Annotated in this window: 24 protein-coding genes; 15 read left to right on the top strand and 9 right to left on the bottom strand. The window is 33.2% G+C overall.

The window, feature by feature from the left end; translation table 11 throughout:
• Positions 1-68: 68 nt before the first annotated feature.
• The 8 genes from NYE67_RS02650 (at position 69) to NYE67_RS02685 (ending at position 10420) form a co-directional block, all read left to right on the top strand.
• Positions 69-4325 (top strand): phage tail tape measure protein, encoded by a 4257-nt coding sequence (locus tag NYE67_RS02650; protein ID WP_340729046.1) that lies wholly within the window; start codon positions 69-71, stop codon positions 4323-4325.
• Positions 4326-4634, top strand: a complete 309-nt coding sequence (locus NYE67_RS02655; RefSeq protein ID WP_340729047.1) for a hypothetical protein — start codon at positions 4326-4328, stop codon at positions 4632-4634.
• 209 nt (positions 4635-4843) lie between these two features.
• Positions 4844-5989, top strand: coding sequence for a DUF3800 domain-containing protein (locus NYE67_RS02660; protein WP_340729048.1), 1146 nt, complete (start codon positions 4844-4846; stop codon positions 5987-5989).
• Positions 5990-6204: 215 nt separating this feature from the next.
• A complete protein-coding gene (locus NYE67_RS02665; protein WP_340729050.1) occupies positions 6205-7434 on the top strand; it encodes an excalibur calcium-binding domain-containing protein in 1230 nt (409 codons plus the stop codon).
• Between the two features lie 864 nt (positions 7435-8298).
• Complete coding sequence (locus NYE67_RS02670) at positions 8299-8862, top strand: hypothetical protein (RefSeq protein ID WP_340729051.1); 564 nt, start codon at positions 8299-8301, stop codon at positions 8860-8862.
• Between the two features lie 13 nt (positions 8863-8875).
• Positions 8876-9271: a hypothetical protein gene (locus NYE67_RS02675; RefSeq protein ID WP_340729052.1), complete on the top strand. Its 396-nt coding sequence runs from the start codon at positions 8876-8878 to the stop codon at positions 9269-9271.
• Positions 9272-9563: 292 nt separating this feature from the next.
• Positions 9564-9938 (top strand): hypothetical protein, encoded by a 375-nt coding sequence (locus NYE67_RS02680; RefSeq protein WP_340729053.1) that lies wholly within the window; start codon positions 9564-9566, stop codon positions 9936-9938.
• Positions 9939-10138: 200 nt separating this feature from the next.
• The gene (locus tag NYE67_RS02685; protein WP_340729054.1) at positions 10139-10420 is read left to right on the top strand and encodes a hypothetical protein; all 282 of its coding nucleotides are present in this window, start codon (positions 10139-10141) and stop codon (positions 10418-10420) included.
• 59 nt (positions 10421-10479) lie between these two features.
• Here NYE67_RS02685 and NYE67_RS02690 read toward each other — a convergent pair whose 3' ends face one another.
• Positions 10480-11211 carry a 3'-5' exonuclease gene (locus NYE67_RS02690; RefSeq protein WP_340729055.1) on the bottom strand — a complete coding sequence of 244 codons (732 nt, stop codon included), beginning with the start codon at positions 11209-11211 and terminating at the stop codon, positions 10480-10482.
• 519 nt (positions 11212-11730) lie between these two features.
• Here NYE67_RS02690 and NYE67_RS02695 point away from each other — a divergent pair.
• A complete protein-coding gene (locus NYE67_RS02695; protein ID WP_340729056.1) occupies positions 11731-12114 on the top strand; it encodes a hypothetical protein in 384 nt (127 codons plus the stop codon).
• 234 nt (positions 12115-12348) lie between these two features.
• Here NYE67_RS02695 and NYE67_RS02700 read toward each other — a convergent pair whose 3' ends face one another.
• Positions 12349-12675, bottom strand: a complete 327-nt coding sequence (locus NYE67_RS02700; protein WP_340729057.1) for a hypothetical protein — start codon at positions 12673-12675, stop codon at positions 12349-12351.
• 154 nt (positions 12676-12829) lie between these two features.
• Between NYE67_RS02700 and NYE67_RS02705 the strand changes: the two genes are divergently transcribed.
• Positions 12830-13051, top strand: a complete 222-nt coding sequence (locus NYE67_RS02705; RefSeq protein WP_340729058.1) for a hypothetical protein — start codon at positions 12830-12832, stop codon at positions 13049-13051.
• Positions 13052-13473: 422 nt separating this feature from the next.
• On the opposite strand, the gene NYE67_RS02710 is transcribed toward NYE67_RS02705, so the two are convergent.
• The gene (locus NYE67_RS02710) at positions 13474-14364 is read right to left on the bottom strand and encodes an HNH endonuclease (RefSeq protein WP_340729059.1); all 891 of its coding nucleotides are present in this window, start codon (positions 14362-14364) and stop codon (positions 13474-13476) included.
• 104 nt (positions 14365-14468) lie between these two features.
• Between NYE67_RS02710 and NYE67_RS02715 the strand changes: the two genes are divergently transcribed.
• The 3 genes from NYE67_RS02715 to NYE67_RS02725 all read left to right on the top strand — a co-directional run bounded on the left by NYE67_RS02715 (position 14469) and on the right by NYE67_RS02725 (position 15371).
• On the top strand, positions 14469-14693 hold the full coding sequence (locus NYE67_RS02715; protein ID WP_340729060.1) for a transcriptional regulator: 225 nt from the start codon (positions 14469-14471) through the stop codon (positions 14691-14693).
• Positions 14686-15057: a hypothetical protein gene (locus NYE67_RS02720; RefSeq protein WP_340729061.1), complete on the top strand. Its 372-nt coding sequence runs from the start codon at positions 14686-14688 to the stop codon at positions 15055-15057. The genes NYE67_RS02715 and NYE67_RS02720 overlap by 8 nt, the downstream gene beginning before the upstream one ends.
• 107 nt (positions 15058-15164) lie before the next feature.
• Complete coding sequence (locus NYE67_RS02725) at positions 15165-15371, top strand: hypothetical protein (RefSeq protein ID WP_340729062.1); 207 nt, start codon at positions 15165-15167, stop codon at positions 15369-15371.
• A 43-nt stretch (positions 15372-15414) separates the two neighbouring features.
• Here the strand turns inward: NYE67_RS02725 and NYE67_RS02730 are convergent, their stop codons facing one another.
• The 4 genes from NYE67_RS02730 to NYE67_RS02745 all read right to left on the bottom strand — a co-directional run bounded on the left by NYE67_RS02730 (position 15415) and on the right by NYE67_RS02745 (position 18627).
• Positions 15415-16122, bottom strand: a complete 708-nt coding sequence (locus NYE67_RS02730; protein WP_340729063.1) for an Ltp family lipoprotein — start codon at positions 16120-16122, stop codon at positions 15415-15417.
• A gap of 86 nt (positions 16123-16208) precedes the next feature.
• Positions 16209-16784 (bottom strand): hypothetical protein, encoded by a 576-nt coding sequence (locus NYE67_RS02735; protein WP_340729064.1) that lies wholly within the window; start codon positions 16782-16784, stop codon positions 16209-16211.
• A gap of 12 nt (positions 16785-16796) precedes the next feature.
• Positions 16797-17390 (bottom strand): replication-relaxation family protein, encoded by a 594-nt coding sequence (locus NYE67_RS02740; protein WP_340729065.1) that lies wholly within the window; start codon positions 17388-17390, stop codon positions 16797-16799.
• On the bottom strand, positions 17329-18627 hold the full coding sequence (locus NYE67_RS02745; protein ID WP_340729066.1) for an FtsK/SpoIIIE domain-containing protein: 1299 nt from the start codon (positions 18625-18627) through the stop codon (positions 17329-17331). Before NYE67_RS02745 ends, NYE67_RS02740 begins: the two co-directional genes overlap by 62 nt.
• Before the next feature lie 258 nt (positions 18628-18885).
• Here NYE67_RS02745 and NYE67_RS02750 point away from each other — a divergent pair, with 258 nt between their 5' ends.
• Positions 18886-19092: a helix-turn-helix domain-containing protein gene (locus NYE67_RS02750; RefSeq protein WP_340729067.1), complete on the top strand. Its 207-nt coding sequence runs from the start codon at positions 18886-18888 to the stop codon at positions 19090-19092.
• A 277-nt stretch (positions 19093-19369) separates the two neighbouring features.
• On the opposite strand, the gene NYE67_RS02755 is transcribed toward NYE67_RS02750, so the two are convergent.
• Complete coding sequence (locus NYE67_RS02755; RefSeq protein ID WP_340729068.1) at positions 19370-19519, bottom strand: DUF3784 domain-containing protein; 150 nt, start codon at positions 19517-19519, stop codon at positions 19370-19372.
• A 113-nt stretch (positions 19520-19632) separates the two neighbouring features.
• Complete coding sequence (locus NYE67_RS02760) at positions 19633-19983, bottom strand: hypothetical protein (protein WP_340729069.1); 351 nt, start codon at positions 19981-19983, stop codon at positions 19633-19635.
• A gap of 155 nt (positions 19984-20138) precedes the next feature.
• Between NYE67_RS02760 and NYE67_RS02765 the strand changes: the two genes are divergently transcribed.
• Entirely contained in the window at positions 20139-20927 is a 789-nt protein-coding gene (locus NYE67_RS02765; protein ID WP_340729070.1) for a hypothetical protein, read from the top strand.
• The last annotated feature ends 415 nt before the right edge of the window (positions 20928-21342 follow it).

Consider the following 21342-nt stretch of genomic DNA (forward strand, 5'->3'; position numbering starts at 1 on the left):
AGCGAGCATGAGAAACCGAATTCGGTTATCTTGTGCTCTTTTTTTATTCCAAAAATGAGGTGAGTTAAATGGCAGAAGTAGGAAATTTAGCTGTGCGGCTTTCATTAGACAACGCGCAGTTTGAAAAATCTATTGCATCAATGAATCGTACTTTGCAAGCAATGGGTCAAGAGGTTCGAGGGTTGCAAAACAAAGGTAAGGATTGGGGAGCATCGCTTGACGGTTTAAGGCAGAAACAAGATGCACATTCACGTTTATTAGAGGGGCAACAGACCAAAGTTAGAAAGCTTGCTGACGAGTATGAGAAAGCTAAACAGGAAACAGGCGAACATTCTGCGCAAACCGAGAAATTAGCGGTACAGCTTAATAAGGCATCTGCTGAAATGAATCGTACCGAAACAGAATTATCACAAATAACAGCGGAATTACAAAAGCAAGAAGCGGAAATGAAAAGAGCTCAATCCAATTGGAACAAGATAGGCGAAAGCGCTACTGCATTTGGAGATAAAATGAAAAGTGTTGGCGACAAAATGAAAGATGTTGGTAAGGAATTATCAATGAAATTAACAGCTCCAATTGCTGCCTTAGGTGTTGGGATGGTTAAATCAGCAGTTGATTTTGAATCAGCTTTTGCCGGGGTACGTAAAACAGTCGATACAAGCGAAGAGGGCTTTGCAAAATTAGAAAAAGGTATTCTTGAAATGGCTCGAATACTACCAGCAAGTGCAAGTGATATTGCGGCGGTTGCTGAATCTGCAGGTCAATTAGGTATCGCAGAAGATAATATTTTATCTTTCACTCGTACCATCATTGACTTAGGTGAATCTACTAACATGACCGCTGAACAAGGCGCTACTGAATTTGCTCGTTTTGCAAATATCGTCGGCATGTCACAACAAGATTTTGACCGCTTAGGTTCATCCATAGTTGGGCTTGGTAACACCATGGCAACAACGGAATCTGAAATCATGGGAATGGCTATGCGTTTAGCTGCACAAGGCTCACAAGTAGGGTTGACTGAATCACAAATCTTAGCGTTATCCGCAACGATGAGTTCGCTTGGTATTAACGCCGAGGCGGGCGGTACCGCAATGAGTATGATTTTGAGCAAAATTAATACAGCGGTTGGTAAAGGTGGAAAGAGTTTAGACGGATTCGCGAAAGCCGCGGGAATGACTTCAACTGAATTTAAGAAAGCATTCGAAACTGATGCGGCAGGAGCATTAGATACCTTCATCAAAGGGCTTGCAGAGAGTTCCGAAAAAGGCGCAAACTTAACGACCATGCTTGCTGGTTTAGGTATCAAAGGGCAGTACGAACGTGACACATTACTACGACTTGCGGGTGCTGCAGATTTATTTGGTGGAGCGATGGAAACGTCTGCAACTGCTTGGAGTGAAAATACAGCTCTATCAGAGGAGGCGGCACAACGTTATGAAACGACTGCTTCCGTATTGAGTTCGTTGAAGAATAGACTTGTAGAAGTTGGAATTGCATTCGGAAATAATTTACTTCCTTACGTAATGCAATTTGCCGATATTGTCGGACCGTTAATCACTAAGGTAGCTGAATTAGATGTGAAATTCCAAATGATTATTTTAGCATTCGCGGGTATTGTAGCTGCTATCGGTCCTGTATTAGTTGTGGGAGGGATATTGGCATCTTCAATAGGTTCAATTGCAGGTGCGTTCGGGGGTATGTCGGTAGCAATAGCAAATGCGGGTGGAGTAATGGGGGCGCTAAAACTCGCTTTTACATCCTTAACAGGTCCGATTGGATTAGCAATAGCAGCTATTGTAGCTATAGGGGTTGCAATGGTAGCGGCTTATAAAAATTTCGACGGATTTAGAGATAAGGTAAACACAGTATTTACAGCAGTAAAGGATATTACGGACAAAGCATTAACAAGCGTCGCTTCATTCGTTCAAGAAAAATTAAAGACGATAACTACTTTTTGGAATGATAACGGACAACAAATAATGAAGGCTACAGAAAATGTTTTCGGTGTCATAAAAAAAGTGATAGAAACAATTATGCCTGCTGTATTAGTTGTCATTGACTATGTGTGGACGGCAATTAAAAGGGTAATCACAGGTGCGCTTGATGTCATTATGGGCGTTGTTAAAACATTCAGTGCTTTATTTACAGGTGACTTCAAAGGTATGTGGGAAGGTATTAAACAAATATTTAGCGGTGCAATCGACTTAATAATAGGAGTACTTTCGTTAAGCTTCTTGGGCGGTATACGCACAATCTTTACGAATCTTTCTAAAACTGCAATCAATTTGATTAAAACAAAATGGACTACCATTGCAGGTACCTTCAAATCATTCGCGTCTTCAATTCCTAATACAGTTAGCGGAATGGCGACTAGTGTAGCTAATCTTTTTAGAAATTTAGGAACGACTGTGGTAAATCTCATTAAATCAATGTCTACTAGCCTTATTAATACCGTTAAAGAATTACCGAGTAAGTTCTTACAAATCGGTAAAGACATAATGAATGGATTGATAAATGGTATTAAATCACTTGATGCAATAAAGGCTATTTCAAATGTAGTAAACGGAATTGTAAACACAGCAAAAAGTATGTTGGGTATTCATTCACCTTCTCGCGTATTTAAAGAGATTGGTCTGTGGACGGGTGAAGGGTTAGTAATCGGATTAGATAGTTCTAGTAAAAATGTTAATAAAGCCATGGAGAATATCGGTAATGGCATTTTAACAGTTTCAAAGTCATTCCAGAAAGAGTATTCGGATTTACTAAGTGAACACAACAAGAAAAATGAAAACAAAGAAGATCAAGCACTTAAGAAAATACAAGACATCCGTAATACAGCAGCCAAGAAAAAGAAGGCATTAACAAAATCACAAATACAGGAAATTGAAAGGTTAGAGAAATCCTATTTAGACCAAAAAAGTACGAATAAAATCAATTTTGACAAAAAGTACAAAACATTGGTTGAGAAATCGGAGAAAGAATATTTTACTGTTATTAAAAATTATGTTGATGATAAAAAGTCATTGAATAAATTATCAGTTGAAGATGAAGCGGAAATTTGGGAGCAATCTATTGAATTGTTTGTAGAGGGTTCGAAACAACGAATTCAAGCTCAACAAAATTACAATAAGGCCATACAAGCGGTAAATAAAGAGCGTCTCGAAAAAGTCGAAAAGCATATTGCAGATAAAAAGTCATTAGATCAATTATCTATAGTTGATGAAGCATTAATTTGGGAAAAGTCAATGAATCTATTCGCTGCAGGTACTAAAGAACGCATCAAAGCACAACAAGAATATAAAAAAGCTACCGAAGCAGTAAATAAGGAAATTACAGCGATTAACGAGGATTTCCAAGGTCAAATTAACAAGGTGAACGAAGAGTTAATTAAGCAAGAAGAAACGCTCACAAAAGCCTATGAGGATGCTGTAGACAAGCGCGCCAAATCGTTGTATTCATTCAAAAACTTATTCGATGAATTTAAAGTTGAGATTGATACAACAGGTGACCAATTACTTGTTAACTTAGGGACGCAAGTTGAAGGTTTTAAAGTATGGCAAAGAGAGATTGAGAAGTTATCTGAAAAGGCGATTGATAAAGGCTTATTAGCTGAATTACGTGAGATGGGACCGAATGCCCTTCCACAGTTGATTGCATTGAACAACATGACAAGCTCTCAATTAACTCAATACAGTAATCTGTATAAAGAGAAATCGAAACTTGCTCGTACACAAGCTGAAACGGAAATGATTGGCATGAAAAATGATACTGATAAGCAAATTACCGAATTACGGAATGCGGCCAATAAACAACTAGACACGTTAAAAAATGAGTGGGATACAAAAATTAAGTCGTTGACTAAAACGACTGCTACCGAATTATCTAGCTTAAAACAAATCGGTGTTGATGCTGGTAATGGATTGTTACAAGGTCTAGCATCCACACAAGGCGCATTACAAAAGAAAGCACAAGAAATTGCTAACTCTATCAGCAAGACCATTCAGAGTGCTTTAAAAATCAAATCACCATCACGCGTCATGATGGGGTTCGGTGAAAACATAGGTGAAGGTTTAATTATCGGTATGGAAGATAAAATTAAACAGGTTGTAAACGCAGGCAAAAAGTTAGCGTCTGCTGTAACGCAACCTATGGATTCAATCTCTATGGGCAGAATGAACGGAGTATCGACTAGTATAGATAAATCAAGGTCATATAAAAATGGCGATACGCACATTCATGTATACGGAAATAACCCATCTCCGTCAGAAATTGCTCGCAGATATACACAATCACAGCGACAACTCGCAATGGAATGGGGTGTGTAAATGATTAAGAATGAAAATTTAATAATTCAACAGGGTACCATTAAACTCATAAAAATAGAAATTAAGGAAATCAAAATTTTAATCAAGAAAATGAGGAAAGACGTCAAGGCGACAGGTTTTATAGAAATAGAAAGAGCTATGGAAATCATTTTCAAAGAATTTGAACAGAATCTATTGCCGATTGAAAATGCAATTAAAATATGGAAGTTCAGAGATGCTACACCAGAATCAGTAGTTTATATTCTCGGAGCTTATAAAACGGTAAAAGAATATAAACAACTAGTGATGGATGCATATTCACAAGTATAGTTTTATCGAGGGTATCTATAAATAAAAATCTTTCACATTAGAAACTGTGGGTGCAAATATAAATTTTTCAATGGAAAACCTACCGCTCGTTGGGCTTGTGTAGTAAAGTCGTTGGCGATTGCTGACGGCTTTTTATTATCCTGAAATATAGTGACAATTATTCCCATTCACATTATGATTAGTTTAAAGAAATTTGAGGAGATGGAAAGATGAATTATGATATCTACTGTGACGAATCAGGTAATACTGGTACAAATTTTTTGGACGAGAATCAACCGCTCTATGTAATATCGGGATGGATGGTCGAAAGAAATTCAAGTTATAGAGTTAAAGATAAAGTTATAAGTTTGAGGAAGGAAAATTTTCCTCAAGTTAATGAATTAAAGGGAGCTAGATTATTAAAAACTAGCAATGGGAAACGTTTTTGCGCAAATTTCATGAAAGAAATGGGTCAATTAGGGTGTACACCTTTTTTTATAGTTGCAGAGAAAAGGTATTGCTTAGCGGCAAAGATTGTTGATGCTTTTTTTGACAGTGAGTACAATGATAGAATTTCAACTACATTATCTTGGAATAACCACATAAGGAAAATAATAGCCGAAATAATTTATAATATTTCAGAGGAATCGATAGAAAAATTTGCAGAAGTACATAAGTCCCCATCAATTGCCAATATTAAAGATACTCAGATACAACTAATAAAGGAGTTTAGAAAGTATGGTTATGATCAGTTAGCTTATGCTGTTGAAGGTTCAGGTAACCATTTGGATAAAATTCTTGAAGAAGAAACTTATACAGAATCGGGTATGGAAAAAAAAGCTTTAAAAACTCTTAATTTACCTGTGTTTGTTTCATTTATTCAATTAATCGAATTGTTTTCTAGAAATATAAATTTTAATAAAGTTAGAATGGTACATGATGAAATAGCTCAGTTCAAAAAAGTTTTTCCGGAAATATTTCAAATTTATTCAAAATCAAAAAGTAAAGAAACACTAATATTATCAAGTGGAACAGAAATGGTATTCTCCACACTTAAGTTGAAACATTTTGAAATGGGTGACTCAATGAAACATCCTCTAATCCAAGCGGGTGATATCTTATCTAGCACAATCAATAATTATCTAACGAAAGTAAATAACAATGAAGTTATCGAACCAGAATTAAGGGATATTGGAGAGTTTATTGTAGGTTCTATTTTAGTTAATAATGAATTTATAGGACGTGGTTTTTGTGATTTTGTTTGGTCTACAGAGTTAAAGAAGAAATTATTTAACGAAGTAGGAATAAGTACAAGTTTAGATTTACCCACAAAACAAATTGAATTAGATATAGAAGAATTCCTAATTAAAAAATGAAAATCTTGAAGTTATAACTAATATGGTGTCGCTTTTTATTATGCCCTAAAAATATGTGGAAGGTGTTGAACACATGATAATTAATCGATGATGATATAACTCTTAAATGCGTAAAAGTCTGTAGTTCATCGTCAAATAAAAATAAATGGAAAGGATATTTGCAAGTATTGTAAAAATTACCCATTACTTATATAATTTGTGCAAGAGGTGATATTGTGAGAAAAATACTAGTTTTACTATTTACTCTTGTGTTATTTGTATCAGTTGCATTACCAACTGCTAGTGCAACTTCCAAGCAACTTGAAGTTCATTTTATTGATGTAGGTCAAGGAGATTCCATTTTAATTCAAACACCAAAAGGAGAAAATATTTTAGTGGATGGTGGTCCTCGCAAAGCAGGAAAAGGACTTGTAGACTATTTGAAAAAATTAGGAATAAAAAAACTTGATTATGTTGTAGCTACGCATCCTGATGCAGATCATGTTGGTGGGTTAGTTAGTGTTCTAAATTCAATTTCAGTTAAAAATTTTGTGAATAGTGGAAAAGCCCATACTACTGATACATATAGTCAGATTTTATCGTTAGTAAAGACTAAAAAAATAAAATATATCGAACCCGAAATTGAACAGATACTTATAGGGAATTGGACCTCGGATTTCTACATGCAAACGTTATTTGCAGATTCACTTGCTAAAGATACAAATGACGCTTCCATTGTATTAAAAGTAGGTTATAAGGATGTAGAGTTTTTGTTAATGGCTGATGCAAGTGAAGATTTAGAAGGGTTACTTGTCGATTCATACGACTCCTTAAAAGTACAAATCCTAAAAGCTGGCCATCATGGGTCTAACACTAGTAGCTCAAAATATTTCTTAGATGCAGTTCAGCCAGAGGTAACGATTTTAAGTTATGGTAAGAATAATAGTTATAAACATCCTCACAGTGATGTATTAATGAGATTAAAAGCAGCTAAATCAAAAGTTTATTCAACGGCCGAGAGTGGGACCATTATAATAAAGACGGATGGGAAGTCCTATAAAGTTTCTGCCAAGGAAATGATTGTGCCAGGTAAAACGGATACTAAACAGCCACTTCAATCGAAGCCTGTTACAAAGCCTGTAGAAGTTCCAAAAAGTTTATATAACAATTGCGCAGAGTTAAATACAGTTTATCCAGATGAGGTGTCGATTGGTCATTCAGCTTATGAATCAAAACATGATGCAGATAATGATGGTTGGGCATGTGAGCCTTTGGAAGAAAATACTGTTACGCAGCCAGTATCAATACCTACAACTGTAACAACACCTTCAACACCAACCACAACACAGTCGACATTTAAAAATTGTACTGAACTGAAAAAAGTATATCCAAATGGAGTATCATCGAGTCACTCAGCTTATCAGAAAAAGTTCGACCGTGATGGGGATGGATATGCATGCGAATAATACTGTATACACTTAACTTTGTAATTAAGATTATAAGATAAAAATCTTGTAATCTTTAATGTGCGTGAGAGTAATAATTAAAGCCTCCCATAGCTAATTCTACTGTGGAAGAAAAGGAGGAGGCGCGTACATGGGTTATTAACAGCTCTCATTAAATGGTATTGAGAAGGGGATAAATTGATTTTAGCGTTGGCTGCTATGTCGATTTTTAATGGAACTAAAATCTAATGCCTATTGTCTTATGACATTGGTTTATTTTTACATTTTAATTTAAATAATTCCTTTTCTTGTAAAATTAGTATCCATATTGATAGAATAGGAGCAGGATTACTTGTTTTTTTATAGAAAGAGTATTTAAAATCTAATTATAGGAGAAATGGTGAATTTTTTGGAGATTAGACGCTTATCACAATATTCAACAACATATTTAGACCAAAATGAAATTGCTTTTAAATATATTAATGATAACATATTACACAACACGAACACTTTGGTTCCACGATTATTTAATAAAATTTTGGTTATATTATCTAGTGTTAAAGCAAATTCTCAACCTGATTTTTATAATAAACCGAAAGAAGTACATCTTGTTTTACAGAATCACTCCTATAGTGGGGAAATTATAAAACGATTGAACACGTCTAAGCTAAGGTGCGACGTTTTCGAAGTTAAAATAGATCAACCTCCTAATTATTATAGAATGTTATTTATTATGGAAAATCAACAATTAGTTTCATTCGTGTTATTTACATTTGGTTTTACAAAAACTCCTTCGGTAATAGACGTAAAAACTAATTTATATAGTTTGTTGAGTTCTGATGTGTCAAAGAAGTACCATATACATAAGAAGGGGGTGGATTATCAATGAGTAATGATTTTTTAAATGAATTGTTAGCCTTACATCCTGAATTAGCAGAGGAATATGAATCAGAACAATACAAATTATCTTTGGAGATAATTGGGTTAATGACTGAACTTGGAGAAGAATCAAGAAAAATGGCTAAAATTATTGGTAGTAGCCATAATAAGTATCTTCGATTAGAAAGTGGCGATATTTCTGTTCCGGTTAGCGAGTATAAAGAAGCAATTTTTAAAATTAATGTATTCAAGGAACAAAATTCGGCTCAAGATGAACAAACAGCTTCTGATCAACAATTGGTTTATGGAGAATTTTCATTTAATATAAGCAAAGCTTTTGAGGTATCCACTTTTGAAATTGCTGCAATAATGGAAACTACCGTGAGTTATTTAAATTCTAAATCTACTCATACAACTGAAAGTTCTATACCTCCATCGCGTATTAAATCATATAGAGATAAAAATAATTTTATAGGGCTTAATGAAGTTATTCAAAAAAATTGGTCCTTAACATTGAATAATACAGAGGAACATTCAAATTCATATGGAGAATATACTTATATTTATTAAGAGGAGTTAATATATGAAATTATTAGGTTTCGAAGGCCATGAGATTACTTCAATAAACTATGAAGTAATAGGTGCGGAAGAAATTGAAGAACGTTTAAAAAGAAATATAAAAGAAAAAGAAGAGGATAACATACTCATAGAAGAAGAAGTAAATATACAGCTTACAAAAGAATTAACTAAAACGCTTATTTCAGGTATTGTTGTTGTTATTGATACAGTGGGATATAGAAAGATTGTTATAGAAATTAAGGGTGAATTTATTTTTGAAAATGAAGGAGAAAAAGATCCTAAAGTAATTTCAGAATTGATATACAACGAATTTTGGCCAACATTAAGAAAATATGTTTCTCCAGCTATTTCTACTTTGACGAGTATTACCAATAGAGGAGAATTAGAAATTAATCTTTAAAAAAGAATTTAGATGACCACCAATATGAATTTTACTGTATTGTAATTAGGTGAAATGGCTTTTCACCGTGATGGATAACGCAGTATGGCATGCTGAAGTAATGATGGATGACTACAGACATGGAATTTTTGATTAAGAAAATTATAATTAAACTACAGAGGTCACATACATTTGGGTGTGGCTTTTTATTATGCCTAAGAGACAAATTGTAATAAAAATGTCGGAATTCTCTTCTAAACTATAAATATTGGTTGTATAATATTGTTAATTTTAATAAAGGAAGGTAATTCGTTTGAGTAGTTCACCAGGAAGTAGTAGTTCTCCAAGAAATTTATATTTTGCTAATGAAGTATTAAAGAATTATGAGAAGGAAGACCAATTAAGAAATGCATCAAAAAAACAATTGGATATTATTAAGGAAACATTGCATTTGGAAATTCAACATCAAAATGGTGCTAACAGTCTTTTTTTAACGTTTCTTTCTATATTTTTTGCCTTATTTGCAATAATGATTTCTGTTTTTGACAATAATCAAAATTGGTTATTAGTTTTTATTCTTCTAATATACATATTTTTAATGACATCTTATTATTTTTGGTCCTCGCTTAAGCTAAGGAAATTGAATGAATTATATAATTTAGCGAGATTTGTTCACTCAACTAAATAAGTTTAAGAATACCAGCATAGTCACGATTATTAAGAGTTGTGGCTTTTTTTATTATGCAGCAAAGGCGGTGAACACATGGAGAATCAGGGCTTTGGATGTGCATTGCTAAATATAAAATAGCCCAAAAAGAAATTTTCGGACATTTGCTTCACTTTTTATTTACCGTATTGTAAATTAATTGGTAATAATGGGGTGGGGAAATGTATATATTATCAAATTCATTTGTAAAACCAATTTATGAATATCGTGTCGAATCATATTCAATGGAATTACTTAGTCACAGTGCTGTTGCTCACATTGATTTAAAGATTTTTGGAGAAGAAGCTGTATTTGAGATGTATAGTGCCGATTATGAAATCGAAAGAGCTGATGGTAAAAATTTTGAAGGGAGTTGTATGAACCGACCAACGAAAGAAGCCACACTTTTGGCAGTAGAAGAATCAGTAATTGATGCATTAGAAAATGAAAGTTATTGGGTGTAATGAACAACATCGAGTGCAGACATAAAAAGCCTTCCACAGATAATTGTGGAGGGCTATTTTTATTTTGTCACCAAACTTTTTTCGTAACAATACTTATATAATTCAGCGGTCACATAACAATCGTGGAGCGCATTGTGTGATTTTAAATGGTTCAATTTTAAAAATCGTTTCAGTGTAACTAACTTATGGTTTGATGTGTTATCAATGCATTTCCGAGCGAGTAACAACGTATCGATTACTTTATATCTCACATAAGGCAATTTATATTCATTGATGCTTGTTAGTAGAAATGTCATATCAAATGAAGCGTTATGGGCAACGATTGTCTCATCTTCTAAAAATGATAATAAGTCGGGTATTACATCACTTAAGTAAGGGGCATTACCAACATCATCATCGGTTATGCCTGTGATTTTCATGATTTTTGGTGGTATCTCATAAATCGGATTAACGAATGTAATGTATTCGTTTGTCTTTTCAAAGTTCCGGTATTTAACAGCAGCTACTTGAATAATTGAATCTTCTTCTGGATCAAATCCAGTTGTCTCAAAATCTAATACGGTGAAGTCAGGTGTTAATTTACGGACTTTCGAATAGGTTAGATGATTTGAATTATCGGTAATTCTTCTAGGCTTAGGTACGTCGAAATCTACATTTAATACAGGTACACTTACTCTATCTGAATCTAATCGTAGTTTTACAGTGTAGTCAATTCTTTCTTCTTGTTGTATTGATGGAATGGATTCATTTTCGTTTGGCTTCTTAGAAAATATTTTTTTAAACCAATTCATTGAAACACCCCTTTTATTTTACATTTTATTGGTAATTGTAATAATTGTACATATCAAATATGCTTACTAGTGCTTATTTTTATATCATTGTACTTTTTCTTTTTTACTGACGATACAACGTTAACAAAATTTGCTGAAATAATGTGTTCTTTGTTGGTGGTACATTCGCCTTAATAGCTGTGCCGTTGAGGTAGTTATTTAATCAATTACATATGTACTTCGATTTTGTAAACAAAGAAAAGGTAGTGAAGATTTGGCAATATTTATATTAAATATGTGGAGTATGCAAAAGATTAGTGCGGAAAAGGTGCAATCATATGTACCGAAAGGAATTACACAAGAAGAGTGCGATATGATTCTAGCAACGCCACAGGGGAACGAGTATAATGTGGTTAGGTACCTGTTAAAGGGTAATAGTTCCAAATTGTGTAGTAACTCAATTTTCTTTAGAATAGCAAACACTTATTGAAGGTAGATTTTCCCCTTTCGTCGAAATTAGTAGGTGAAAGGGTGAATAAAATGATTACAATTGAAAAAGAAATACTACATGAATTATTAAAGCATCGTTACGAGTGTTATGGGTTATTTTATTTAACTCAACCGAATAACAGAGAGGCAGCTTTAAAACTACATGAAATGGGATACTATGATGATGAAATAGGACAAGTTACTCAACTAGGGCAAGAGTATTTTGACAATCTATATTTGAGTGTTAAAGAAAGCTTATTAAATGAATTAAGAAAAAGTAAAGGGAAAACTTACAACGAAATTTCATTTAAAATTGGCTTTAAAGAAAATACTTTGTATCTACATCATTTTATGAAGAAATTAGAAAGAGAAGAGATTTTGTATTACAAAGAAGGGGAAGACTTTGATTCACCTTTCAAATTTATTTTCAGATAGTTAATTGGTGTCATTTAGCCTTCCACAATCTGTGGAGGGCTTATTTCTTATTATATGTTTTTCACATTAAGCATAATAAGTTTCTCAACTATGTAATCGACCATATGGATTTGATTTTTTTACTAGGAAAACCGATTAATTGATAGCATGTGCAAATTAGTTGGCGATTGCTAATGGCTTTAAATATTTGTTTATTAAAAACGTCCTGAAAATAATGCAAAGACCCCTAGATTGTTAGAGGTCTTTAAAATATTCTGTAATATGTTTTATAGAATCTTCTGATTCGAAAATATTAATAATTTCGGTCCTACGTACAAATACATTGAGGTGTTTTACAAGGAAAATAAGTTCTTTTCCTCTGTAATCCTCTAGAGATTTACATTCCGGGTCATTTGGCAATTGAATAATAAACGAAATATCACATTCAACTGAATCAGGGTTAATTTGTTTAATCGATGATTTTTTAACCACTAAGAAAGGGATAGCCTTACTAGTGGTGAATTCTTTTATAATATTTAAATTTCTTGAATAAATAGCAGCATTCCCCATTATGTAAATCATGTAAGCCTCCTAAATTGTGGATGATAAATAAATTATAGTATAAAGGTAATTAAAATAACAAAAATATTCAACATAGATGCTTATTTTTGTGATTTACAGTAGTGACAATAATTTCCAATAGCGTTATGATTAGTATGGATGGAGGTGGAAATCAATGGAGATAGATAAAAACACAACATTGCTTGAAGCGTTAGAAATGGCACCAGAAACACACGGATTATTTACAGCTTTAAACGAAACGATGTCGAAAACTGGCTTAACTAAAGTAGAAATAAGTGAAATATTAGAACCTTATTCATCTTCAATATTAAGTGGAGAAGGTCTTTCAGAAGATGAAATTAAAGAAATAACATCAAAGTTGTTATCGAAAATATAATCAAGATATTCAAGGTCACATCCATTCGGCTGTGGCTTTTTATTATGCTTGAAAGGCGATGAACACATGGAAATGAATCATTACGAAAGGATATTGAAATTCGTATTTCTGACAGATTTCAATTCAATACTAGATCATTAAACCTTGAGCCACCTAAAAAAGAAAATCAAGGTTCTCCTTTAGATCGGTTCCTCGTTGGATTGTGATGTAGATTAATTTAACACACATTCATTCAGATAATTTTAAGGTGGCTTTAGAATATGCTGAATCTATTGCTGATTACAAAAAGATAAAATAGACTTGCTGGTATTTAAAACGCGAGGATTTAGATTTCAAGCAAGAACAATTCGACTTTGTTATTGGGCTGATTGAAGGAACGGTAATACATCAACAAGGGGAAAATTGTGATTAATACTTTTAAGTTAAATCCCCTTAATTTTCTTAATTCGTTTTTTAGCATCTGCAATCGATCTGTTTACAGCTTGACTACTCACACCAAAAATTTCAGCTATTTCCTTCTGTTTATAGCCTTTTATGTACAGTTTAATATATAGTAATTGTTTTTCGGTCAGATGAATCCAAACTTGTTCAGGAAAAGTATCATTTAATTCTTTAATCCTTAATCTTTCTCTTTCTAATTTGGCATTTTCCCTTTTAATTAAATTACTGCAATTAACACATAAAAGGTTTCTGGATTGCTTATTTTTTCCACAGTGATTGCATGGCACGGATTCTTTTTCATTGTTTTTTATCAATTCGTTTTGGGATAACCAAAACAGGTTCTCTATCTCAAGATTTTTTGGATTCCCATCTCTAAAAGACACCACTTTTTTACCTTCCGGATTGGGAACAAAAGCTAATGCTAATAAACGATGCGTATAATAATGTCTTTGCCTTTTATTAACCACAACGGTCACAATTTGATATTCATTTAATGGTATCGTTTTCCTTAGTAAGGCATAGTTATCACGGATAGAGTAAATAGATTTATCCTTAAAAACTAAAAACAAACCATCCTCCACAATTGCATAATCTATATGCTTTTTAGATTCTATGACTGCTTCCACAGTGGGTTTGTTATAAATTTTTTGAGTAAAAGTTTTTCCTTTTCTTTTGCTCTCCCTGCGTAGACAACCGCAACTCTTAGCGCTACCTCGTTTTAAATACGTGGAAGCAACCTCTTTGGTAGAATTACATTCGCAGATACAAAGCCAGATCTTCCCCTTTGTGGGGTGCCTTTTTCCTGTATCACTTACAACTTTCAGACGTCCAAATTCTTGTCCGATTAAATCCAACCCTTTGTTCCTTTCCATAACATTTCCCTCCGACTCATTTATTTCACTATATCTAAAGAATCCATGTTTTAAAACGGGAACATTTGTTCTATAATAAATAAAAAGTAGAACGGAGTGTTGTTATGAAAGACCAAATAAAAAAGGCAATGCAGCACAACCAAATCGTAGATATTATGTACATTGCCAAAGATAATACCAACACAAAGCGACGATTACAGTTAATTAAAATTGTAGGCGATACTGTGCAAGCGTACTGTTTTACACGTCATGCTAAACGCACCTTTAAATCCAATAATATCTTAGTTGCATACCCATTATTAAATAAGGCGAGTGTTTTAAATGTATAAAGAAATTAGGGAGATTAGTGATGACATTCACCGTTACATCATATTGGAATTGTTCTTAAAGACATTGGAACGGGACAAAAATCATTTAAACGTATTGAAAATGAGTAAGATTTTTGAAGAATGGTACGATGTGAAAATAAATGAAACCTTTCAGGAATTTAAAAAAATGAAGGACTATTTATATAAGAAGGGATGCAAAATTGAAAAGAAAAGTTCGGACGATTTTATAACCGAGTACTTTATATTGTTTAGAGGGATGAATGAAACAAGAAGTTATGGGAATATTGCTTTGCGAAACTGGGTTAGCCAAGAGATGAAACGTGTCATCGGAATGGAATATCGCACTCCCGCGGATAGACAATAATCTATATCATATTTTCTCGACAACATGCCCAAAAATAAATTTTTGAATATTTTCTTCGCATTGCTTTAATCATATTGTAAATTAAATAGTAATAAGGGGGCGATGTTATGTATAAGTATCAATTCACGACGAACTGTGGTCATATTTTAGCATTTAAAAGTGAGTATCATATAACTTCCTTAACACCTGTGATATTTAAAGATGCAACTTTTTTAAGGTTCGAAGATGTAGAATATGTAGTGAAATTAAATGACATGAAGGACGTAAAAATTAATGGGATTAAACATCAACTTAGAGCTTACATGGTACGATAATAAATAAAGCCATCCACAACTATATGTGGACGGCTATTTTTTGTTACTCTAAGTTATCGATAGCGTATTTCGCTTCTTCTGGAGTAAATTTCTCTCCGTATTCAGAAATCAATTGATCGTATATAGCTGAATCCGACATAGCCATAGTTTCAGCATATGTTTGCGCTTTTTTTAATGCGGCTTCTTTCCAATCAAATACAATATTATCTATAGCATATTGAGCAGCTTCTTTTGGAAAACCTTCTCCATATTCGGAAGTCAATTGTTCATAGACACCAGCCTTAGACATATGCATAGTTTCGGCATACAATTCTGCTTTTCTTAATGCAGACTTATATTCTCTAGGAATACTTTCTTCTTTCGCTTTGGCTTCCGCTTTAGCTTTAGCATCTTCTTCTGCTTTAGCTCTTTCCGCTGCTGCTATAGCCTTTTGTTCAGCTATAATTTCTGCTTCTTTTTGTTCACGTGCTTTTCGTTCTTCTTCTGTTTCACTTGACTCCTCAGGTTTCTCTACCTCAGCATTTACTTCAATTTTTTCCGTTTTGTCTTCATTTGAAATAGTTGTAGATTCAGTTGTCGTTCCAACACCAACAAAGGAAATAATTAAAATCAGTAGCGATACACCGGCAAATTTTATTTGTTTCATACCTTTAATTTTGTCTCTCTTAGCAAATTGAATTAAGGAAAGGATAACGAAAACAAACATTGCTGTAAAGCTTATCAATAAAAAAATCATAAATATATCATCCATAGGTAAATCTCTCCCTTCCTTTTTCATTTTATTGGAAAAAATATAGTTTGTATACAAAAATTACTATTTCTTTTTTACTAAAATTATTAAACAGCATCGCCAACTTCTCTTAGAATTTGTAAGAATAGTGGTGAAAGTTGAATCAAGACATAACCTAATCCAGCGTTCATAATCATGTTCCAAGCCTTTTCGGAATTACCGAACATGAAGAAGAAACAAGCTCCTACCATTATTACCGAAGCGATAGGAAAACTAATCGCAACCAATATTTGAACTAACGGATCTAATGCGTTTGCTAATATTTCTAATGATTTATCTGCAATGAAACCTGTTTGCTGTGGAATTGAATTAACGGGAATTGTATTTACTGCGATAGGTGTGTATGTTTCTATCAGTGTGGAAGGGTCAGGAATAGGCGCTTGCGATAAAACATTTATCGGTTCACTAATAGTTGTCGTTGCGACTTCATTCACGCTATTTAATTTTTGATATGTTACATATCCAGCAGCACCTAATACTGGAATAGAGGACATTACTACAACATCCTTTTTTGTTGCATAACCTTCTTCAGCTCTCATTTTCTCCAAATCGTTAAATCTCTCCGAGTAATCCGTATACTCACTGACAGGAACAACTTTAGCATTATTCTTCTTGAAGAACATTTATATACCTCCTTATCGAATATCGTTCATTGTGAAGACCTTGAAATTCAGACCATTACATGCACTCTCTAATTGCTTTCTGCGGTGTTCTGTAGTCGTTAACCATACAAGAGTAGGGAAATAGCCGAATTGTTTTACAAGGCTATCAGACAAGCTTTTATAGCGGTTAATTTTAGCGCGGTTTTCTTTCATACTTTGTAAATTATCGACTTCTAAAAAGTGATAAAAACCGTTTCGAGTGAAAACTGCATCTGCAACAACTGACGTATTTTCGTCTGATATTTTAACTTCATTTCGCCAATCGTTTGGACATTTGAAATACAACCACAAATCGTTTCGCATAACAATGTGCTGCACATGGCCGCCTTTTTTTCTTATCCTTTCACAGTCCACATATTCACGGCCGCATTTATTTAAATAATAAATTGATTGATAACCATCACGAACACATGTTAAATAATCCGATAAATTTCTAAGGACTCTGTTCGTATTGCAAATTTTACCTAGTTTAAAATAAACGGATATTTGATCGCGTGTAAGAAAATCAAACTTCTTCAAAAGTAACAGTATTTGTTCGTTCCGTTGACTCAACTGTTTGACTTTCAAATTTATCCTCCTTCTTAATGATGTGAGGGGCTATCGTTTCATGGATAATATCCGAGGTAATTAAAGGTGTTTGTAAAATTTCACGTTTATCGGCTGTTTGGTAAATTGCTCTGCCTCTAATCTGTGGAAGGAGTTCGGCTCCAGTTTCTTCCAAAACAACTCTCGAAGCAGTTGCAGATTGTACCCGAAACGATAATTTAGCATCGCTGTTTTGCTTCACTTGTCGCGGTATTACATCGCCAGTAGGGTATTGTGTAGCAACAATTAAACGGAAACCAAGACCGGCACCAAGCCGTGCAATTTGAGACATAATAGTTTGGCACTCTTGTTTTAACCGTTTCTCTCCTGATGTTACAGCTTCTTGAGGATTCAATTCTCCTACTTCATCCACAATGACAAAATACCTTTCCTTAATATTTGCTTCCTGTACGTTCTTTTTACCTTTACTTTTAACTAACTGCTGTATTTCCCTCATTTTCGTATAAGCCATTTGCAATGTGTGGAGGGCTTCTTCTGGTTCGTATGCGATTGATAATGTTTGTTTAATCGATTCGTAATCACAAAGCTCAATACCGCCTTTTAAATCAACATGGAAGAAACGAACGTGATCTGGATTGCTTTGTAATAAACTGACAATCAATGAATTAAGAAAGTTACTTTTACCGTAACGAGTAGCACCGCCAAGCACTAAATGTGGAATGCGTTCGAAATCATGATAGCGAAATGCGTTTTTATCCCTTGTTAATCCAACAGGTACTTTCCAATCAATCCCCGGTGAATAATTGACTTGTTGCGGTAAGGGCTTATCATACACTCGAATAATCAACAGTCCATCAAAATCTAATTCAATTTCTTTTCGCTCGGTCAGTTTGGCCTTCCACAATTCTTTTAGTTGTTGGGTAATGTCCGAATCGAATTGTAATTTTTTCAAATCAGCAAATAAAATTCGTTTCCTTCTATTATTAATACCATCTTCCAGTGTTCGGAATTTAGATACATAATCATCAAATGAACGACCCAAAGGAATCCGGTATTTATATTCCCATCCCCAATCATGTTTCTTTTTACGGATCAATTGAGTTGTTAAGGTGTTTTTACCATCCTTCACATTTAAACCACTCAATGAAATGATACGTTGAATTTTTCCGCTTTCATTTGTTGTCATGCCTTGCTTTTTAAAGAAAGCAGTTGCGGCAATTCCTCCAAAAAATGAAGTTGTTAAAATTTCAAAAAGCATTTAACCTCTCCTTCCTCTAACTTTGTACGCCCACGGGTTCTCTTACATAGTAAGAGTTGCAGCAATTTGTTACTTATAAAACAATAATTAGATGGTTGGCATTAAAGGGTTTCGAATGTAACAGGTAGAAATTATGGAGTGGTATTTCATTTGTTATTAGATTTGTTAATCAATCTAGTGTATTACGTTTTATGTAATATTACGTTTAACGTAATAATAATATTCCTGAAAAGAAAAAATTATTGTGGAGTGATCACTGTGGAAATTGAAATTAAATTAAAGCAGCTTTTAAAAGAGCGGAATATAAAACAGTATCAGCTATCTGAAATGACTGGATTAACAACACGAACGATTTCCGAATTAGTAAATAATCAAATAGAAAGGATTCCTAAACAGGCGATATGTAAAATTGCTGAAGTACTAGAAATTGAGGATATACGAGAAATTATTGATTTTGAGAAATAAAAAAAGACCACTCTGTTATGGGTGGTCTATTCAAACGTTTTTATATATTTGAAGGATATGATTTAACTGTTGTTAAACAATCGGGCGCGATTCTTCAATAAGAAGATCGCGTTTTTCCGTTATAGGGCCATATTTTGGGTGCGACACGTGACAAATTAGATCATTATTTGGCTCAAACTTTTTATTTTAATAAAAAAACAGGGGGCCTCTATTTTTTCAACGTATTCCTATAATCCATTCCTTTTGCGGAACAAAATAATAACTGGATCTTTTAACTTTACTGCTCTTTTTCTTCTTTCGGCATTGTATTTAAACCTGCTACTAAAAATGCACCTTTCCCATTAGAAAATAGTATGCCGATAGCAAAGAACAAATTAAGTGCCGTTAATAATATTAAAACCCCTATGCTTATAATGAACCACCTCATATTTTTACGCTTTTGTTAATTTTATTATAAGAAACCTTCCCAAGCGTCGTTGGGGACTTTTCTTTCATTAACGTTGTAAATTCTGAATAATGTGGCTCATCTAAAATAGTATTTTAAAGCTGGTCAATTTGAATTAATATTGTACTTTTATTTTGGATATTCGAATCAGGTGTATTAGTTTCCCAACTAACATTAACAAAATAATAATTGTTAATATCAATTAAGTTCCATATGTTTTCATCTTTAACTTCAATTATAATTTGTTGGAAAGGATCATTTATATTTTTACCCTTTAAAAAATATTGTGTTATGTCTTCTTCTGTCATATATTTATCAATTACTTTAATGTTCATTGTAGATGTATGATAAATAGTTTTATTATTTTTAAAAACATTAGTTGTTATCAAAAAAATAATAATGCTTAAAACTGTTATAAATAATAACTTTTTTTTACGTACATTCATAATATTTTTGCCACCTTGTACCTAAATTTAATAAAAAGTAGTAATTTTATACTTTTATCCCAAAACTTATGTTAACATAAGATATATCAATTGGTAAAATATCCAGTTTAGATATTATTTTACCAGGTGATATAAATATAAAATGGAGGTATAGTATGAAATTTTTAAGTAAATTATTTTTTGTTTCTTTGTTAAGTATTGTCGCAGTTTTTAGTGATAATTTCCAAGTAAATGCATCTGAAAATTACCCTATGGAAGATGAGCAAGATATTGATGAAAAGTTATTAGAATACGGATATCCACAAAGGTTGATTGATGAATTATCAAATATTAGTAAAAGAGATATACTTAATGATGGAATAACAGAATATGCAGGTGCTAAAACTATTACATATGATTTAAATAATAATATTATATCTGTTGATGATTATACAGATTCTAATCCCCCAATAGTGCTTTACGGTCAAATTAAAGGCATGACAGTTACACAAACAGCGGGTAGACAGGTTGTTCCGAGTAGTATGGATGAATTTGTTTTGCGATCTGATTATAAATGGACGACTAATCCATTTTTTACAGGAACAGATTTAATTGGATTTGCATGGGATGGTAATAAATTTAACGCTGTACCTAATACTTCTAGCGTAGAAGTTAGGAAGAATGGAAAAGTTACTCATTCATCAAATAATTTGTATTCATCAAGTTTTACAGGAGTTGGTTGGGCTGCCAATTTACCAGACTTTGGGGGACCTATAGTTGTAACTTCTAAAATAAGAATAAGAGAAGTAAAAACGTTAACTGGAACATCTCAATTTCATAGTTTATATACTCATTCCTTAGCTGGGATAGGTTCTATGGGTTTAAATTTTGGTGTGTTGAGTGTTTCTTTCACAGGTACTAAATCAAATGATCAAAGGGCTACTTTTATAGATTTCAATCATTAAGGGGTCCTGGTAGGGGTCCTGGTGACAAAATGCGGCGATTATACGCTAAGGAACTTCTTAGAAGATAAAACCCTGATTTTTTCTGCGCTAAGTAGAAAAAATCAGGGTTTTCTTTTTTCCTAATTGGACATAGAGCATGCATCCAGTTCCAAAATCTCGGGCAATAAATGAATATTCACCCAAAAAGTTAATATGTTATGCCGTAACCGAAGGACACAACACCATGTACATATAAGCGACCAATTTTTAAAAGAAAATGGCACTACCAGATTGGCGATTACAAAATGGATACAACCGTCATAAGCCTTGTTTTCCCGTACAGCATTTGGAATGAGCAACAGTCGCTTTTATTAAAAGTCGAAGGCTATGAAGAATTAAAGTTAATATCGAAAGAATAAATTGTAAGAAGTAGTAA

It is taken from the genome of Solibacillus sp. FSL W8-0474, from assembly GCF_038004065.1.
GTDB classification, from domain to species: Bacteria; Bacillota; Bacilli; order Bacillales_A; family Planococcaceae; genus Solibacillus; species Solibacillus faecavium.

Bases quoted from the DNA above. Each gene is read 5' to 3' on its own strand.
- NYE67_RS02650 (WP_340729046.1), top strand. From the start codon at position 69: ATGGCAGAAGTAGGAAATTTAGCTGTGCGGCTTTCATTAGACAACGCG.
- NYE67_RS02655 (WP_340729047.1), top strand. From the start codon at position 4,326: ATGATTAAGAATGAAAATTTAATAATTCAACAGGGTACCATTAAACTC.
- NYE67_RS02660 (WP_340729048.1), top strand. From the start codon at position 4,844: ATGAATTATGATATCTACTGTGACGAATCAGGTAATACTGGTACAAAT.
- NYE67_RS02670 (WP_340729051.1), top strand. From the start codon at position 8,299: ATGAGTAATGATTTTTTAAATGAATTGTTAGCCTTACATCCTGAATTA.
- NYE67_RS02675 (WP_340729052.1), top strand. From the start codon at position 8,876: ATGAAATTATTAGGTTTCGAAGGCCATGAGATTACTTCAATAAACTAT.
- NYE67_RS02685 (WP_340729054.1), top strand. From the start codon at position 10,139: ATGTATATATTATCAAATTCATTTGTAAAACCAATTTATGAATATCGT.
- NYE67_RS02690 (WP_340729055.1), bottom strand. From the start codon at position 11,211: ATGAATTGGTTTAAAAAAATATTTTCTAAGAAGCCAAACGAAAATGAA.
- NYE67_RS02695 (WP_340729056.1), top strand. From the start codon at position 11,731: ATGATTACAATTGAAAAAGAAATACTACATGAATTATTAAAGCATCGT.
- NYE67_RS02700 (WP_340729057.1), bottom strand. From the start codon at position 12,675: ATGATTTACATAATGGGGAATGCTGCTATTTATTCAAGAAATTTAAAT.
- NYE67_RS02705 (WP_340729058.1), top strand. From the start codon at position 12,830: ATGGAGATAGATAAAAACACAACATTGCTTGAAGCGTTAGAAATGGCA.
- NYE67_RS02710 (WP_340729059.1), bottom strand. From the start codon at position 14,364: ATGGAAAGGAACAAAGGGTTGGATTTAATCGGACAAGAATTTGGACGT.
- NYE67_RS02715 (WP_340729060.1), top strand. From the start codon at position 14,469: ATGAAAGACCAAATAAAAAAGGCAATGCAGCACAACCAAATCGTAGAT.
- NYE67_RS02720 (WP_340729061.1), top strand. From the start codon at position 14,686: ATGTATAAAGAAATTAGGGAGATTAGTGATGACATTCACCGTTACATC.
- NYE67_RS02725 (WP_340729062.1), top strand. From the start codon at position 15,165: ATGTATAAGTATCAATTCACGACGAACTGTGGTCATATTTTAGCATTT.
- NYE67_RS02730 (WP_340729063.1), bottom strand. From the start codon at position 16,122: ATGGATGATATATTTATGATTTTTTTATTGATAAGCTTTACAGCAATG.
- NYE67_RS02735 (WP_340729064.1), bottom strand. From the start codon at position 16,784: ATGTTCTTCAAGAAGAATAATGCTAAAGTTGTTCCTGTCAGTGAGTAT.
- NYE67_RS02745 (WP_340729066.1), bottom strand. From the start codon at position 18,627: ATGCTTTTTGAAATTTTAACAACTTCATTTTTTGGAGGAATTGCCGCA.
- NYE67_RS02755 (WP_340729068.1), bottom strand. From the start codon at position 19,519: ATGAGGTGGTTCATTATAAGCATAGGGGTTTTAATATTATTAACGGCA.
- NYE67_RS02760 (WP_340729069.1), bottom strand. From the start codon at position 19,983: ATGAATGTACGTAAAAAAAAGTTATTATTTATAACAGTTTTAAGCATT.
- NYE67_RS02765 (WP_340729070.1), top strand. From the start codon at position 20,139: ATGAAATTTTTAAGTAAATTATTTTTTGTTTCTTTGTTAAGTATTGTC.